Origin of the sequence: Polaromonas sp. OV174 (assembly GCF_900112285.1) — a bacterium.
In the GTDB taxonomy this organism is placed as follows: domain Bacteria; phylum Pseudomonadota; class Gammaproteobacteria; order Burkholderiales; family Burkholderiaceae_C; genus Polaromonas.
The window spans coordinates 29213-45409 of sequence record NZ_FOKZ01000020.1; the positions used below are offsets into that span (position 1 = coordinate 29213).

General features: G+C 59.7%; 15 protein-coding genes and 3 tRNA genes. 8 read left to right on the forward strand and 10 right to left on the reverse strand.

Annotation, left to right across the window (positions count from 1 at the left end):
• Nucleotides 1-36 precede the first annotated feature (36 nt).
• Nucleotides 37-552 carry a pantetheine-phosphate adenylyltransferase gene (coaD, locus tag BM160_RS16600; protein WP_092007287.1) on the forward strand — a complete coding sequence of 172 codons (516 nt, stop codon included), beginning with the start codon at nt 37-39 and terminating at the stop codon, nt 550-552.
• A gap of 2 nt (nt 553-554) precedes the next feature.
• Complete coding sequence (locus BM160_RS16605; protein WP_092007288.1) at nt 555-815, forward strand: YfhL family 4Fe-4S dicluster ferredoxin; 261 nt, start codon at nt 555-557, stop codon at nt 813-815.
• Between the two features lie 72 nt (nt 816-887).
• On the opposite strand, the gene pth is transcribed toward BM160_RS16605, so the two are convergent.
• The 7 genes from pth to BM160_RS16640 form a co-directional block, all read right to left on the reverse strand.
• Nucleotides 888-1499, reverse strand: a complete 612-nt coding sequence (gene pth / locus BM160_RS16610) for an aminoacyl-tRNA hydrolase (protein ID WP_092007289.1) — start codon at nt 1497-1499, stop codon at nt 888-890.
• Between the two features lie 142 nt (nt 1500-1641).
• Nucleotides 1642-2271 (reverse strand): 50S ribosomal protein L25/general stress protein Ctc, encoded by a 630-nt coding sequence (locus BM160_RS16615; RefSeq protein WP_092007290.1) that lies wholly within the window; start codon nt 2269-2271, stop codon nt 1642-1644.
• A gap of 93 nt (nt 2272-2364) precedes the next feature.
• Nucleotides 2365-3345 carry a ribose-phosphate pyrophosphokinase gene (locus tag BM160_RS16620; RefSeq protein WP_092007291.1) on the reverse strand — a complete coding sequence of 327 codons (981 nt, stop codon included), beginning with the start codon at nt 3343-3345 and terminating at the stop codon, nt 2365-2367.
• A 195-nt stretch (nt 3346-3540) separates the two neighbouring features.
• Nucleotides 3541-3617: transfer RNA gene (locus BM160_RS16625), tRNA-Gln, on the reverse strand.
• A 75-nt stretch (nt 3618-3692) separates the two neighbouring features.
• On the reverse strand, nt 3693-4583 hold the full coding sequence (gene ispE / locus BM160_RS16630; RefSeq protein WP_092007292.1) for a 4-(cytidine 5'-diphospho)-2-C-methyl-D-erythritol kinase: 891 nt from the start codon (nt 4581-4583) through the stop codon (nt 3693-3695).
• Between the two features lie 42 nt (nt 4584-4625).
• Entirely contained in the window at nt 4626-5138 is a 513-nt protein-coding gene (locus BM160_RS16635) for a lipoprotein insertase outer membrane protein LolB (protein WP_092007293.1), read from the reverse strand.
• Nucleotides 5139-5152: 14 nt separating this feature from the next.
• Nucleotides 5153-6928 (reverse strand): tetratricopeptide repeat protein, encoded by a 1776-nt coding sequence (locus BM160_RS16640; protein ID WP_092007294.1) that lies wholly within the window; start codon nt 6926-6928, stop codon nt 5153-5155.
• 96 nt (nt 6929-7024) lie between these two features.
• On the opposite strand from BM160_RS16640, the gene mutM reads away from it, so the two are divergent.
• The 3 genes from mutM (at nt 7025) to mutY (ending at nt 11046) form a co-directional block, all read left to right on the forward strand.
• The gene (mutM, locus tag BM160_RS16645; RefSeq protein ID WP_092007295.1) at nt 7025-7840 is read left to right on the forward strand and encodes a bifunctional DNA-formamidopyrimidine glycosylase/DNA-(apurinic or apyrimidinic site) lyase; all 816 of its coding nucleotides are present in this window, start codon (nt 7025-7027) and stop codon (nt 7838-7840) included.
• A gap of 74 nt (nt 7841-7914) precedes the next feature.
• Nucleotides 7915-9888, forward strand: coding sequence for a dynamin family protein (locus BM160_RS16650; RefSeq protein ID WP_092007296.1), 1974 nt, complete (start codon nt 7915-7917; stop codon nt 9886-9888).
• A gap of 9 nt (nt 9889-9897) precedes the next feature.
• The gene (gene mutY, locus BM160_RS16655) at nt 9898-11046 is read left to right on the forward strand and encodes an A/G-specific adenine glycosylase (protein ID WP_092007297.1); all 1149 of its coding nucleotides are present in this window, start codon (nt 9898-9900) and stop codon (nt 11044-11046) included.
• A gap of 33 nt (nt 11047-11079) precedes the next feature.
• Here the strand turns inward: mutY and rapZ are convergent, their stop codons facing one another.
• From rapZ to BM160_RS16670, 3 genes are read right to left on the reverse strand one after another with little or no spacing between them, the layout of a single operon-like run.
• The gene (rapZ, locus tag BM160_RS16660; protein ID WP_092007298.1) at nt 11080-11946 is read right to left on the reverse strand and encodes an RNase adapter RapZ; all 867 of its coding nucleotides are present in this window, start codon (nt 11944-11946) and stop codon (nt 11080-11082) included.
• Entirely contained in the window at nt 11946-13589 is a 1644-nt protein-coding gene (gene recN / locus BM160_RS16665) for a DNA repair protein RecN (RefSeq protein ID WP_092007299.1), read from the reverse strand. The genes rapZ and recN overlap by 1 nt, the downstream gene beginning before the upstream one ends.
• Before the next feature lie 31 nt (nt 13590-13620).
• On the reverse strand, nt 13621-14496 hold the full coding sequence (locus tag BM160_RS16670) for an NAD kinase (RefSeq protein ID WP_092007300.1): 876 nt from the start codon (nt 14494-14496) through the stop codon (nt 13621-13623).
• A 48-nt stretch (nt 14497-14544) separates the two neighbouring features.
• Between BM160_RS16670 and hrcA the strand changes: the two genes are divergently transcribed.
• The 3 genes from hrcA (at nt 14545) to BM160_RS16685 (ending at nt 16038) form a co-directional block, all read left to right on the forward strand.
• Nucleotides 14545-15564 (forward strand): heat-inducible transcriptional repressor HrcA, encoded by a 1020-nt coding sequence (hrcA, locus tag BM160_RS16675; protein WP_092007301.1) that lies wholly within the window; start codon nt 14545-14547, stop codon nt 15562-15564.
• Nucleotides 15565-15587: 23 nt separating this feature from the next.
• Nucleotides 15588-15664: transfer RNA gene (locus tag BM160_RS16680), tRNA-Ile, on the forward strand.
• Between the two features lie 297 nt (nt 15665-15961).
• Nucleotides 15962-16038 (forward strand) — tRNA-Arg (locus BM160_RS16685).
• Nucleotides 16039-16197: the final 159 nt, after the last annotated feature.

A 16197-nucleotide genomic window follows, 5' to 3' on the forward strand; every position in this document is an offset into this window, starting at 1 on the left:
AGGCGGCGCAAGGGCAGGGCGGGGCATAATTCCCCCATGCCCACCACGCCGACGTCCATCCCGCGCATAGCCGTTTATTCCGGTACTTTTGACCCCTTTACTTTGGGCCATGACGATGTCGTGCGCCGCGCCGCCGGCCTGTTCGATCGGGTGCTGATTGCCGTTGCCGCAGCGCACCACAAGAAGACGCTGTTTTCGCTGCAGGCTCGCGTGCAACAGGTGCAGGCGGCGACCGAGTACATGGCGGGCGTGACGGTATTGCCGTTTGACGGGCTGATCATGGATTTTTGCGCCGCACATCAGGCCTCGGCCGTGGTGCGCGGCATCCGCAATCTGACCGACTTCGACTACGAGGCCCAGATGGCGGCCATGAATCGCAAGCTGCGGCCGCAGGTTGAAACCGTGTTTTTGCTGCCCGATGCACCGCTGCAATGCATCAGCAGCACGCTGGTGCGCGAGATCAGCAAGCTGGGCGGCGATGTCGCCCAGATGGTGAGTCCGGCCGTGGCCGCAGCGCTGGCCGCCGCCCACGCGGCGGCAAAAGGAGACTGAGCATGGCCTTGCTGATCACGGATGAATGCATCAACTGCGATGTCTGCGAGCCCGAGTGCCCGAATCAGGCGATTTACCTGGGCAAGGAAATCTACGAGATTGACCCGCATAAATGCACCGAATGCGTGGGTCATTTTGACGAGCCGCAGTGCGTGCAGCTGTGCCCCGTGGCCTGCATTCCGGTGGATCCGGCGCACATTGAAAGCCGCGAAACCCTGTTTGAAAAATACCTGCGCCTGCAGGCGGCCCTGCCCAAGGCCTGAGCCCAGAAAATTAAGCGTTTTAGGTCGCTAGCCCAATCGGGTCGGGCGCAGGAAGCTATAAAAATAATAGCTTTATTCGGTCTCTGGCTTGCGCGGCGGTTTGGGCCGTGGTGCCACGCTGGTGTGGATCAGCATGGTGGCTTTTCCCATTTCACTGCCCAGCAGTTCGGGCAAGGCCTTGAGCGCGCGGGCAATGCTGTCTTCAATCGCCTGGCGATGTTCCTGCGAGGGTTTTTTCAGCACCCAGTGGATGACCTCGGATTTGACGCCCGGATGGCCGACGCCCAGGCGCAGCCGCCAGTAGTCGCCGCTGCCGAGCTGGGCGTGAATGTCGCGCAAGCCGTTGTGGCCGGCATGGCTGCCGCCGAATTTGAGCTTGGCCTGACCGGGCACGATATCGAGTTCATCATGGGCGACCAGAATCTCTTCGGGCGCTATCTTGAAAAAGCGCGCCAGCGCGGCGACCGATTTGCCCGACAGATTCATGAAGGTCAGGGGCTTGAGCAGCCACACCGTCTGGCCGTTGATGGTGGTACGCGCCACCTGGCCGTAGTAATTTTTGTCCAGGCTTAGCGGTGCCTTCAGTTCGCGTGCCAGCGCGTCAATCCACCAGAAACCGGCATTGTGGCGTGTGGCTTCGTATTCGGGGCCGGGGTTGCCCAAGCCAACAAACAGTTTGATCATGTGCGGTGATGAAAGAGTAGAGGGCATGCCGGTGCATGCGGGGGCTGGTCGGTGAGATTATCGGGCCGACAAAGAAAAACGGCCCATACCCTCGCGTGAGGGTAGGGGCCGCCGACCTATTGAGGTCTATGCAAGCCGCAAGTTATTTCTTGCCCTTGCCGCCTTTTTTAGCGTCTTTAGGATCAACCACAGCGACTGGTGCTGCAACTTCTTCCACGATGGCCGTGACGGACACCAGGACGGGGTTGACCTGGCCCTTGGCGACAAACTTCACGTCCTTGGGGAGCGTGATGTCTTTGACGTGCAGCGAGGTGCCCTTTTTCAGGCCGCTCAAATCGACGGCGATGAATTCAGGGATGTCGGCTGGGAAGCAGGACAGCGTCAGCTCGGTCACCACGTGGTTGACCAGGCAGTTCTCGGTCTTGACAGCTGGGGAAGCTTCTTCGCCGCTGTAGTGCACTGGCACTTTAACGGTCATGCGGGTACGGGCTTCAACGCGCTGGAAGTCGATGTGCTGGACCTGTTGCTTGTACGGGTGCATTTGCAGATCGCGCAGCAGAACTTTGTGTTCTTTGCCGTTCAGTTCCATCTCCAGGATGGAGCCGTGGAAAGCTTCCTTCTTGATGGCGTGCCACAAGGCGTTGTGATCGATTTCGATCAGCAAGGGCTCAGCCGTGCCACCATAAACAATACCGGGCGTACGGCCGGTGATGCGGAGACGGCGGCTCGCACCCGTGCCCTGCATAGCGCGCTCAAAAGCGACAAATTTCATAATCTTCTCCAGTAGGGGTGGACCGCGACCAGTGCACCCCGATATAAAAAGGCTGCCCAAGCTCTGAGAGCTTTGTGCAGCCAGCTTTTTGCATCAAATCAGAACGGATTGTTCTTGATCTGAAAACAAACTCATGACCGAGTCTCCCTTGGCGATGCGCTGCATGGTTTCAGCGATCAACGGTGCCACGGAGAGTTGGCGAATCTTTTTGCAAGCCTGGGCATTCGGGTTGAGCGGAATGGTGTTGGTCACCACGACCTCATCGAGCGCGTCGCCCAGGGTAATGCGCTCAATCGCCGGACCAGAGAAAATCGGGTGCGTGCAATAGGCGTAAACTTTTTTGGCGCCGCGCTCTTTCAGCACTTCAGCGGCCTTGACCAGCGTGCCGGCGGTGTCAATCATGTCGTCCATGATGACGCAGTTGCGGCCTTCGATGTCGCCAATCACGTGCATCACTTCGGACACATTGGCCTTGGGCCGGCGCTTGTCGATGATGGCCATGTCGCAGCCCAGCTGCTTGGCCAGCGCGCGTGCGCGCACCACGCCGCCCACGTCGGGCGAAACGACCATCAGGTCGGCATAATTTTTCTGGCGCAAGTCGCCCAGCAACACGGGCGAGGCATAAATATTGTCCACCGGGATGTCAAAAAATCCCTGGATCTGGTCGGCATGCAAGTCCATGGTCAATACGCGCGACACGCCGACGGCCTGCAGCATATTGGCCACCACCTTGGCGGTGATGGGGACGCGTGCCGAACGCGGGCGTCGATCCTGGCGGGCGTAGCCGAAATAGGGAATCACGGCGGCGATCTCATCTGCCGACGAGCGTTTCAGCGCGTCCACCATGATGAGCAATTCCATCAGGTTTTCATTGGTCGGTGCGCAGGTCGACTGCACCACGAAGACGTCGCGGGCGCGCACGTTTTGTTGGATTTCGACGGTGACTTCACCGTCTGAAAAGCGCCCCACATGGGCGGCACCCAGTGAGGTGCCCAGGTGTTGGGCAATTTCGGCGGCCATGCTTGGATTGGCATTGCCGGTGAAAACCATGAAGTCGGGGTGGTGCGTTTGCATGTTGGGCCCAGCTGCTGTCGGACTTGAAGAAGGAGGCTGAAATTTCTATCGAGGCAAAATACGCACGGGAAACGCCTTGCAACAGGGACTTGGCAGTGAGTGCCGATTGCTTGCGTTTCCAAAAACACTCAGACCCGCACGATGCGGGTCCGGGTTCTTAAATTCCTGCGGGACTATCCCGCAGGCTTGCAAATTTGGCAGGGGTGGAAGGATTCGAACCTGCGAATGCCGGAATCAAAATCCGGTGCCTTAACCAACTTGGCGACACCCCTACACAGGACAATTGTTGTTGCCAACAACCGACCTATTAATCGTCGCTTGAACGCGCATTTTCAAGAGCCGTCATTCTACCAACCGGCTAGAGGATGCGCCTCCAAATTTTTGCATTTTTTTATTTTCCAGTCGCCGGGGGCTTCGGGTAAATCAAGGTCTTGCAAAATTTGCGCAAATACAGCACTTCCTGAGCCGGTCATTCGCCCCTGAAGATTTTGTGCTTCAAGCCAATCGAGCGACTGGCCAATCTGCGGACAAAGTTCCTGAGCTACCGGCTGCAAGTCATTATGGCCAAATTTAAAAATTTGATCATTTGCATATGCAGCAAAGCCTTGAATTATAGCAGTCTCTGAATCGCGTTTTAGGCCGGGCGCATTAAAAATTGCTTGAGTCGATAAACCGACCGCTGGTTTGACCACTAAAAAGTGGGCTGAGGGCAGGCTGATGGGGGTGATTTTTTCGCCAATGCCTTCCACCCAGGCATGGCCGCCGGAGAGGAAAAAAGGCACGTCCGCGCCCAGCGACAAGGCCAGGGCGCGCAATTCCGCCGCCGGCAGGCGCACGCCCCAAAGGCGTTGCAGCGCCAGCAGGCAAGTCGCGGCGTCCGAAGAGCCTCCGCCCATGCCGGCTTGCGAGGGAATGCGTTTTTCCAGGCTGATATGCACGCCCAGGGAAGTGCCGCAGGCCGCCTGCAGGGCGCGGGCCGCCCGCACCGCCAGGTCTTGCTCGGGCAGTGCTTCGGCGGGATGCCCAGACGTGCTCAGGTCGGTGCGGCTGATCTGGCCGTCGCTGCGCAGCTCAAAGTGCAGCGTGTCGCACCAGTCGATCAGCATGAACACCGACTGCAGCAAGTGATAGCCGTCGGGCCGGCGCCCGGTGAGATGCAAAAACAAATTGAGTTTGGCCGGCGCAGGGACGTCGTACAGGGCTTTGAGAGGCGGCGATGAGAGAAGGGTGCGAGTCACGCTTGATGCTTTCGGTGGGCCATGGGGCCAGCGAATAAGGGTTTATTGATCCAGCACGACGCGAAGGTCGGCTTGCGGGCTGGGCTGGACTCTTTTGGCGGAAATGCGGCCTTCGCTGCGTCGCGACAGATCGGCAGACCAGCCGCTGACACTGGCGTTATCCCCCTGCAGCCAAGCAAACAGCGCGCCGAGCGGCAGTGCCGCGCCCGTGGCCTGCGTCGTCAGTTCGTCGATCGAGGTAAAGCGCTGGATCTTCTGGTCGCCAGAGTCCAGCACGGCCTCGGAGGGCGACCAGCGCAAGATGCCGAGCACGTTTCCCAAGGGGCTGATCAGAGTCAGTTCACCGCGCTCGGCCTGGCCCTTGAGTTCAAAGCCGGCCGAGAAAGACTGCGCGGGCTCGCTATGGACTTGCAGGCTGAGACGGCCGGTCCAAAACCCTGTATTTGAATCATTTAAGGCTGTAGCCCTTATGGGGCGAGCGCATCCAGCTATAAAAAGAGTAGTAAACAAGCAGCCGAGAACCAGCAGCAGGCGCAGGCGAGCAGAGAAGAACAAGGCGTGATCCTGGCTCAGAGCCTGACCCGCAGGCGTTTGAGCGTCTCGAGCAGGGTTTCGTTGTCGGGGTTGATCAGTTGACCCTCTTTCCAGATGGCTTTGGCGCGCTCATGCAAGCCCAGGCTCCAGAGGACCTCGCCAAAATGAGCGGCAATTTCGGCGTCGGGTTTGTCCTTGTAGGCGGTTTCAAAAATCCGCGCCGCTTCGGCCTTGTTGCCCAGGCGGAACTCAACCCAGCCCAGGCTGTCCTGAATGAAGGGGTCGGCAGGCGCATAGCTCAGCGCTTTCTGGATCAGCTCCCGCGCCTCCGGCAGCCTGAGGTTGCGTTCCGCCAGTGAATAACCGAGAGCGTTGTAGGCATGGTGGAAATCGGGCTTGAGCTGGATGATCTGGCGCAGCAGTTGCTCCATCTCATCCAGGCGCCCCAGTTTTTCGGCCATCATGGCCTGGTCGTAGAGCAGATCCGTGTCCTCGGGGGTTTTGGCCAGGGCCTGGACCAGCAGGTCGTACGCTGGCTGATATTGTTTGACTTCGCGCAGCAGGTTGACTTCGGCGTTGAGTTTTTGGCGGCTGTCCTCGGGGCTGCGTTCGGGTAACTGGCGAATCAGCTGGCGGCCTTCGTTCAGCTTGCCCTGGCTGGCCAGAATGGAGGCACGCCGGATTTGGGCCTGCGCCAGGTCTGACGAGTTGTCTATCTTGCTCAGCCAGGCTTCTGCTGCGGCATAGTCCTTGCGCTTTTCGGCCACTTGCGACAGCCAGAGATAGGCCTGGGCCAGACCGCGCTTGTCGTCGGCCTGGGGGGCTTGCTGCTGAACCAGCGCGACATAGCGTTCCAGCGATGCCCGGGCCTGGGTGAGCTGGTTGTCTTGCAGCTGCATTGAGCCCAGCACCAGCCAGCCCTGGGGGAAGTCGGGTTTTTCACTCGTCACTAGCTGCAACTGGGCCGTTGCTTCTGTATAGCGCTGTGCATCCAGCAGGGCCCGGGCATAAGCCAGGCGGATTTCGGGCAGGGCCTTGGCATTGCTGGTCAGGTATTTCTGCACCAGGCTTTCCGCCTCGGGCAGCTTGGGGTCCATCAAGTCCAGCGCCACGATCACCGGACCTTCGGCGCTGGCATCAAAGGCCTGGGCGCGCTTGGCGGCATCCAGTGCGCCGCTGCTGTCGTTGGCGGCCAGGCGCATGCGGCCCAGCGTGGTCCAGGCGGCGCTGGCGGTCGCGGCCTGGTTCAGGTAGTCGGCCAAGGCTTTTTCTACTGTCGCGCTGGCTAGTTTTTTGTCGTTGACGCGGGCGTAGATGCGCGGCACGGCGGCCAGCGCCGCCAATCGCTCGGGGGCCGGTGCCAGCCGGATGTCAGTTTCCAGCACCTCTGCCGTGTCGGCGACGCGATTCAGGGCAATCAGGATTTGCAACACATAGCGATTGGCCTCGCGCGAGCTGGGCTGAGCCTGCTGCCAGGCCTTGGCGGCTTGCAGCGCCGCATCGCCGGAACGCGACTGCAGGGCGATGTCGGTGGCACGCTGATAGAGCTGGGCATCGTTGGTCTTGCGGGCCGCATCCAGCATCAGCGCGAATCCCGCCGCCGGCTCGCCTTCTTGCAGGGTGATTTCGCCGAGCAGCAACTGGTAAAACAGGGCGCTGTCCAAGGCTGATGGCACTGCCGCGTCTTGTGCGGCTTTCGCCTCGGCGAGCCCGGGCGCCGTGGCGGGCTCGTCGGGTGCCGGGGCCTGTGCAAAAACCAGCGGAGCGACCAAGCACAGGCAGCCAAAAACAAGGCCAAGTTTTTTCTTCATCGGGTCATGATAATAGATGCTCCCCAGGCGTGTTTTCCTTCCCGCCATCAGGGTCTGGCCTTGTGCCTCTGTTTTTGTGTCTCCATTTGTGAACCTATGCCAGAACTGCCCGAAGTTGAAGTCACCCGCCTGAGCTTTGCCGAGCGCATTGCCGGTGCCCGCATTGAAACCGTGTCCCTGGGCAAGCCCTTGCGTTGGCCGCTGGGTTGCCGGCCGCAGCAGTTGCAAGGTCAAGACGTGCTGGCCGTGCGCCGTCGCGGCAAATATCTTTTGCTGGACTTGAGCGGGGGCTTGTTGCTGATTCACTTAGGGATGTCGGGCAGCTTAGGCTTTGGCGTGGAACTGCCCGTGCCGGGCAAGCATGACCACTTTGAGATGGTGACCAGCCTGGGCACTTTGCGCCTGAACGATCCGCGCCGCTTTGGGGCGGTGGTGTACGCCAGCGATGAAAGTGACCCGGTGGCGCGCAAGCTGCTGGACCGGCTGGGTGTGGAGCCGCTCAGTGAGGACTTTGACGCACAGAGCTTTTATCAGGCGCTCAAGCTCAGGAAGACGGCCATCAAGCAGGTGCTGCTGGGTGGCGAGGCGGTGGTGGGTGTGGGCAATATTTATGCTTCTGAAGTCTTGTTTTTGGCCGGCATACGGCCGACCACCAAAGCCTGGCGCATCAGCAAGCCGCGTGCGGCCTTGCTGCATCACGCCATTCAAGAGGTATTGGCGCAAGCCGTTGCAAAGGGCGGCAGTACTCTGAAGGACTTTTCCAATGCCCAGGGCGAGGCCGGGCATTTCCAGCTGGACGCCATGGTTTACGACCGTGCCGGTTTGCCTTGCAAGGTCTGCGCCACTCCCATCAAAAGCCTGCGACAGGGCCAGCGTTCCACCTTTTACTGCGGCAACTGCCAGAAATCGTGAGTGTCCGGTAGTGGGCTAGCAGATTTTTGGGAGGGCGATGCTATATTGGCCGTGAACAATTTAACGGAAACCGGATGTCTTTTAACGAACAATTCGATCAGCACGGCGTCTGGCGACGCGGCTTTGCACTGCGCCTGAAGCTGCTTGCCGAATGGATGAAAGACCATGACCTGCTGGACGCGGCGGTGGAGGAGAGGCTGCGCCGACTGGAGGCGCAAGTGCGTTCCGACAAGGTCATGGTGGCTTTTGTGGCTGAGTTCTCGCGCGGCAAATCCGAGCTGATCAATGCCATCTTTTTTGCCGGCTATGGCCGCCGCATCATGCCGGCAAGCGCAGGCCGCACCACTATGTGTCCGACCGAGCTGGGTTATGACGCCGACGTGCCGCCCTGTTTGCGTCTCTTGCCCATAGAAACGCGCTTGCAGACTCAGGCCCTGATGGAGTGGCGCATGGTGCCTGAAAAATGGACGCGCGTAGACCTGGACGTGAATGACCCGGAGCAACTGGCACAGGCACTGGAAAAAGTGGCCGAAGTGCTGCATGTCACCCAGGATGAGGCCAGGGCGCTTGGTTTCTGGCATGACAGCAGTCCAGAAGACAATCCGCTGGTCGGTGCCGACGGGCTGGTCGAGGTGCCGAAATGGCGCCATGCGCTGATCAATATTGCCCACCCCTTGCTCAAGCAAGGCCTAGTCATTCTCGACACCCCAGGCCTGAACGCCATTGGTGCCGAACCCGAATTGACGGTGAGCCTGATTCCCCAGGCTCATGCCGTGGTGTTTATTCTGGCGGCCGACACCGGGGTGACCAAGTCTGACCTGTCCATCTGGCGTGAACACTTGATTACCGAAAGCGACGGGGCGGATGCGCGCCTGGTGGTGCTCAATAAAATCGACACCCTGTGGGATGCCTTGAGCACGCCCGAGCAGGTACAGGCGCAAATTGACCGGCAGCGCGCCACGTCTGCTGAAATATTGGGCCTTCCTGCCGCGCAAGTTATTCCCGTTTCGGCACAAAAAGGCCTGGTCGCCAAGGTCACCGGCGATCAGGCGCTGCTGCAGGCCAGCCAGTTGCCGGCGCTAGAACTGGCGCTGGGGCAAGGGGTGATGGGGCAACGCCAGAAAATCCTCAATGCCACGGTGGCCGGCGGCATTGCCGAGATCAGGGGCGAGGCCGGACGCGCCATGCACATACGCCGGCGCGACCTGGCCGAGCAGATGATGGAACTGCGTGGTCTCAGGGGCAAGAATGTTTCTGTGATCAAGCACATGCGCAGCCGCATCGAGCAGGAGCAGGCCGAATTCGATGCCAGCGGCGCCAGGATTTATGCGGTGCGTTCGGTGCACCTGAAATTGCTGCGCGAGGTATTCATCCTGCTGGGTACACCCACGCTCAAGGCCGAACTGGCGGAGTTGACGCGTGCGCTGAAACAGCCTGGCATCAAGCTGGGCCTTAAAAAGGCCTATGGTCAGACCTTTGCGCGGCTGCGTGAAGGTCTGCAGCAGTCCCAGGCACTCAGCGGCGAAATTCAGTCCATGCTGACAGCGTCTTTTCGCCAGCTCAATGCCGAGTTCAGCTTTTCGCTGCAGGCGCCCAAGTCATTGGACTTCACCCAGTTTGTGAATGACCTGAATCTGATAGAGCGCAGCCATTTGCAGTATCTGGGGGTCAGCAATGTACTGAAACTTGCCCAGGCTGAATTTTCCGAGCGCCTGGTGCGTGCCCTGGCCACCAGGCTGCGCGTGGTCTATGAGTCCGCATTGGGTGAGGTTGAGCTCTGGAACAAGTCTGCCGCCTCGCAGCTGGACGCACAGTTGCGCGAGAGGCGCCGCAACTTCGGGCGCAGGCTGGAGGCCATAGAGCGCATCCAGCAGGCCGCCTCGGGGCTGGATGAGCGGATTGCCGAGATTGACGACCAGGACAATGTGCTTGATGAGCTGGATGCCAAGCTGACGGATTTGACTTCGCACCTCCTGGGCGCGCCGCCCCTGCCTGCTGCAACGCTGGATGCGGCGGCTGCCGCGGCGCGCGTGGCCTTGCCGGCTTGAGGCGCGTCTATGGCTTCCACAAAAATCCGGCGCCAGCCGGCCGCCACTGATTCGTCTGTCCTTGGAAACCAGCCGCCAGCGCTGAACCCGGCCCTTATTGCCGGGTTTGCCGGGGAGGTTGTGCGTTGGCAAGCAAGCCATGGACGCAACAGCTTGCCTTGGCAAAACACGCGCGATCCTTATCGCGTCTGGCTCTCCGAAATCATGCTGCAGCAGACCCAGGTGGTCACCGTGCTTGATTACTACGCCCGGTTTTTACAGCGATTTCCGGCCGTGAGCGATCTTGCCGCGGCAAGCCAGGATGAGGTCCTGGGCTTGTGGAGTGGCTTGGGCTATTACAGCCGTGCGCGCAATCTTCATCGTTGTGCGCAGGACGTGATGGCGCTGCATGCGGGCCGCTTCCCGACGACGGCGCAGCAGTTGCAAACTCTGCCCGGCATAGGCCCTTCAACGGCGGCGGCGATCGCATCGTTCTGTTTTAGCGAACGCGTCGCCATTCTGGATGGCAATGTCAAGCGGGTGCTCACGCGGGTGCTTGGGTTTTCCGGTGACCTGGCGCAAAGCGCCAATGAGCGGGCGCTCTGGGCCCATGCGACAGCACTGCTGCCGAAGCAGGATTTACCGCAAACCATGCCGCGCTACACGCAGGGGCTGATGGACTTGGGTGCCACGGTATGCACGGGACGGCAGCCGCAGTGCTTGCTATGCCCGGTGCAGACGCTGTGCGGTGCTTTTGCGGCGGGTGAGCCCGATAAATACCCTGTCAAGACCAGAAAGCTCAAGCGCAGCGCACAGGCTCTAAGCCTGCTGTGGGCGCAGAAACCCGATGGCTCGGTCTGGCTTGAAAAGCGCTCCAGCACTGGTATTTGGGGTGGGCTTTATTGCCTGCCGGTGTTTGATAGCGATGATGAGCTGAAAGCGCTGTTACCGCCCAATTTGCAAAACCGGTTTGAGCCCTTACCGCAGGTTGTGCATGTGCTGACGCACAAGGACTTGTACTTGTCGCCATGGATCGCCGGCTTTGGGGAGGGCCAAGCCATGCCCCAAGCCATGGTCTCGGAGGCCAGGCCCGGGGCCTGGTTCAGCCCGACGGCCTGGCCTGATCTGGGTTTACCGGCACCGATTCGCAAACTGCTGGCCCAGGATGGCCAGACATGAGTTTTTCTATGCGCTGAAGCTTGGCGGGCCTGATCAGCCGGCATCCAGTTCGCGATGCCGCTTCAGGGTAGGCCAGTGCTGGCTAAAGGCCGCTGTCAGAGCCTCCACCAGATAGACGGAGCGGTGCTGGCCGCCAGTGCAGCCAATGGCCACCGTGACGTAGCTGCGGTGATCCCGTACCAGCGCCTGCAGCCAATGGTTTAGGAACTGTTCGATATCGCGGAACATATCGTCCACCTCGGAATGCGTCTTCAGGTAGCTGGCAACCGCTTCATCCTGGCCGGTCAACTCGCGCAGGCCGGCCTCATAGTGCGGATTGGGCAGCATGCGTACGTCAAACACATAGTCGGCATCCAGCGGTACGCCGCGCTTGAAGGCAAACGACTGGAACACCAGCGTGAGCTGATTGACCGGCGCTGCGATCAGGGACTTCACATAGCCCCGTAATTGCGAGGAGCGGATCATGCTGGTATCCAGCACATGGGACTGCTCGCGCATGTCGCCAAGCAGCTCGCGCTCCAGCTCGATGGCGTCTACCAGGGCCCGGTGCTGATCGGAAGCATCGGTACGTGACAGGGGGTGAAGGCGGCGGGTTTCCGAAAATCGTCTTACCAGCGTATCGGTGCTGGCATCGAGAAACAGTGACTGCACGGCCACGCCCTGCACCTTGAGCTGCTGTAGCTGCAGCGGCACCAGCGGCAGTGAGGTGGCGCTTCGCACATCCATGGCAATGGCGACTTTGGGAGCACCGTTGGGCCGTTTCAGTGCCACAAAAGGCGTCAGCAGTTCCGGCGGCAAGTTGTCAACGCAGTAGTAGCCTGCGTCTTCGAGCGCATGCAGGGCCACGGACTTGCCTGAGCCCGACATGCCGGTGATGAGGACTATTTCCAGTGCAGCCATTAGTGCCCCAGCAATTCCTTGGCGTGGGCCAGCGTTGTGCCAGAGAGGCGCTCGCCACCCAGCATGCGGGCCACTTCGGCGACGCGCTGCTCGCCGTTCACATGGTCCACGGTGCTGAGGGTCGCACCTTTTTCGGTGCGCTTGGCGACGACCAGATGATGGTCGGCGCAGGCGGCAACCTGGGGTAAATGGGTGACTGCCATCACCTGACGGTCTTTGCCCAGCTGCTTCATCAGGCGGCCCACGGTTTCGGCTACTGCGCCGCCCACGCCCGAGTCCACCTCGTCAAAGATCAGTGTTTGCGCTTGTCCCAGTTGGCTGGTGGTGACGGCGATGGCCAGGGCAATACGCGACAGCTCGCCGCCCGATGCCACCTTGCCGACCGGTCTGGGCGTGCTGCCGCTATGGCCGGCGACCAAAAATTCTGCCTGTTCCAGGCCATGCTGGGCCGGCTGTTCCAGCGGCGTGAGCGCAACCTCAAAGCGGCCGCCCTGCATGCCCAGGCCTTGCATGGCCTGGGTGATGGCTTTGGCGAGCTGGGGCGCGGCCTTGCTACGGAGCTTGGAGATCTGGCGTGCTTCTTCTTGATAGGAGGCGCGGGCACTGGCCTCTTTTTTCTCAAGCTGCAACAGATCGGCCGCCTCATCGAGTTTTTGCAACTCGGATTGCCAGCTGGCCAGCAACTCGGGAAGTTCGGCGGGAGGTCGCTTGTAGCGACGCGCCAGGCTGACCCAGAGGGATAGGCGTTCGTCAAGTTCGGCCAACCGTTGCGGCTCCAGTTCGGCATGTCTTGCATAACCGTGCAATGAATGGACGGCGTCTTCCATTTGCGCCAGTGCAGTGCCTAAAACCTCTGTTAGCCCTTTAAATTCGGGCTCTATATGCTCCTGATTTTGTAGTGATGAAATGGCGCGGCCGAGCAGGGCGGTGGCATTGTCATCGGCATCTTGCAAGGCATCGACGGCGGTTTGCACCGCGTCCAGCAAAGCTTGTGCATTCGACAGGCGGCCATGCTGGGCGTTGAGCTCGTCCCATTCATCGGCGCCGGGCGCCAGCTTGCCGAGTTCGCCGATTTGCCAGGCCAGCCGCTCACGTTCACGCTGCAGGCTGTCTTGTGCATCCTGTGCCTGCACCAGTGTTTTTTGGGCCTGGCGCCACTGCTGCCAGCGACGGGACAGCTCTTCGGTGGACAGGTCTGCATAGGAGTCCAGCAGGCCTCTTACCGCGTCGGGCCGGGTCAGGCTTTGCCAGGCATGCTGGCCGTGGATGTCCACCAGCTGGTCGGCGATGTCTTTGAGCTGGGTGGCGGTGGCGGCGCTGCCATTGATCCAGGCCCGACTTTTGCCCTGGGCATCGATAGTGCGGCGCAGCAGCAAGCTGTCACCGGCTTCGAAGCCGGCTTGATCCAGCCACTGCGCCAGACCCGCGGGGCTGTCGAATTCCGCACTGATTTCGCAGCGCGGAGCGCCTTCGCGGATCACGCCGACATCGGCGCGTGCGCCTAGCGCCAATTGCAGTGCATCAATCAGTATGGATTTTCCGGCACCGGTTTCCCCGGTAAGGACGGTAAATCCAGTCGACAGATCCAGGTCCATTTCATGGACGATGACGAAATCGCGAAGAGAAATGCTTTTAAGGCTCATGACTTAACCCAGGTCGGCTTGAGCGGTGCGCTCAGGCGCCACCCTCATTCCAGTGAAGTTTTTTGCGCAAGGTATCAAAGTAGCTCCATCCCTTGGGGTGCAGAAAACGCATTTGATGCTCGGATCGCCTGACGGTGATGCGGTCGCCGTGCAGCAAGGTCGCCAGCGACTGCATGTCAAAATTCGCGCTGGCGTCCCGGCCTGCTACTATTTCAATAGCTATCTCCCCTGAGTCTGAAAGGACGATGGGCCTGTTTGATAGGGTGTGCGGGGCAATCGGCACGAGTATCCAGCCGGCGATGGAGGGGTGTAGCAAAGGTCCGCCGGCAGACAGCGCATAGGCCGTGGAGCCGGTCGGGGAGGCAATGATCAGGCCATCTGCACGCTGGTTGGCCACAAAGCGCCCATCCACTTCGACGCGCAGCTCGACCATGCCGGCGGTGGCGCCGCGATTGACCACGACGTCGTTCATGGCGGTTGCACTAAAGACGCAGCGACCGTCGCGCACCACCTTGGCTTGCATCATCCAGCGCCGGTCTTCGTCGTATTCCCCGCGCAGCATGGGCTTGAGCGTGTCCTGGTAGTCTTCAAAAGCAATGTCAGTGATGAAGCCGAGTCGGCCCTGATTGATGCCGACAAGGGGGACGCCAAATTCGGCCAGTTGGCGGCCTATGCCCAGCATGGTGCCGTCACCGCCCACCACCAGGGCCAGGTCGCACTGGGCGCCTATGCCGGCTGTGTCCAAGGTCGGGAACTGGCTCAGGCCGGTGTTGCTGGCGGTGTCCCGCTCGAGAGTCACATCGCAGCCCTGCGTACCCAAAAAGTGTGCGATATCTTCTAGCGCAGAACGGGAGCCCTGGGCGTGATATTTGCCGATCAGTGCGACATGGCGGAATTGCGACTTCATCGGCAAATTACATCACATCATCCGTTACAAGCTTCGTAGAATGTAAGCATGCTTGATGATCGTGCCCGGTTGTTGTTGAAAGCGCTGGTTGAGCGCTATATTGCTGATGGTCAGCCGGTGGGGTCGCGCACACTTTCCAAGGCTTCCGGCCTTGAGTTGTCACCCGCCACCATACGCAATGTCATGAGCGATCTGGAGGAACTCGGCCTGATTGTCAGCCCGCACACTTCCGCCGGCCGCATTCCCACGGCGCTGGGTTATCGCCTCTTTGTAGACACCATGCTGACCACGCAGCGCGATCAGCTGTCAGCTGTCAGCCAGATCACGGCGCCCAGGCTGGCGCCCGATCAGCCGCAGAAGGTGCTCAGCAATGCTGCCCACATGCTGTCTAGCCTGTCGCAGTTCGTCGGCGTGGTCATGGCGCCGCGTCGGACCTCGGTGTTTAGGCATATCGAGTTTTTGCGCCTGTCTGAAAAACGCTTCCTGGTGATCATCGTCTCGCCGGATGGCGATGTGCAAAACCGCGTCATCTTTACCGAGGCCGATTACACCCAATCCCAACTGATAGAAGCCGCCAATTTTCTTAACTCGCATTACGCGGGCATGGCCATGGAAGAGGTGCGTGAGCGCCTGAAAAACGAGGTGGAGGCGCTCAGGGGAGAAATTGCGACCCTGATGCAGGCTGCGGTTCAGGTCAGCTCCGAGGCCATTGAGTCGCGTGATGAAGTGGTTGTCTCCGGTGAGCGCAACCTGTTGGCCGTCAGTGATTTTTCCGGTGACATGGGCAGTCTGCGCAAACTTTTTGATCTGTTCGAGCAGAAGGCGCAGTTGATGCGTTTGCTCGATGTGTCCAGCCGTGCCGAGGGCGTGCGCATATATATAGGCGGCGAAAGCCAGGTGATTCCCTATCAGGAATTGTCGGTGGTGACGGCGCCCTACGAGGTCGATGGCCAGGTCGTGGGAACGCTGGGCGTGATAGGTCCGATGCGCATGCCCTACGAAAAAATGATCCAAATTGTCGATATCACATCAAAACTGGTCAGCACAGCCCTGAGTCATAGCAAGTAGGCCCTTACAATCTACAAGTTGATGGGGCGTTAGCTCAGTTGGTTAGAGCAGAGGACTCATAATCCTTTGGTCGAGTGTTCAAGTCACTCACGCCCTACCACGCTATATATGGAAAGCCTGCTGTTCAAAAGACAGCGGGCTTTTTCATTCCTGCTCGCTGGTAGGCAACTTGCCCAGATGCAGAGCTGGCAAGACACCACAATGAATTGACCGGCGAGTCTTGCTGTCTTTGGCCTTGAATGGCTCAGCTCGGCCTATATCGTTGACTCGGTGAGGCTTTAATTGCCTATCTTGTTGGTGTCCGTCCGAATTGGTTTTGATAAATTCCTTATGATTTTTGAATCTTGTTTGGAATTTAAGCCCGGAGCTTTAAATCTGCGCTATAATTTGAATCTTGGCGGCTGTAGCTCAGTTGGATAGAGTACTTGGCTACGAACCAAGGGGTCGTGGGTTCAATTCCTGCCAGCCGCACCAGACGATAGCCCTAGAACAGTGATGTTCTAGGGCTTTTTCGTTTTCCGCTTTGGTTTTTTATGATTTTTAGTCGCCAATGCCTTGGTTCTCAATTCCCGCATTTCTCAATGCGGCTTGAATTCCTGATTTTGTAGACTTGATAGAGGCAATGTCTATCCG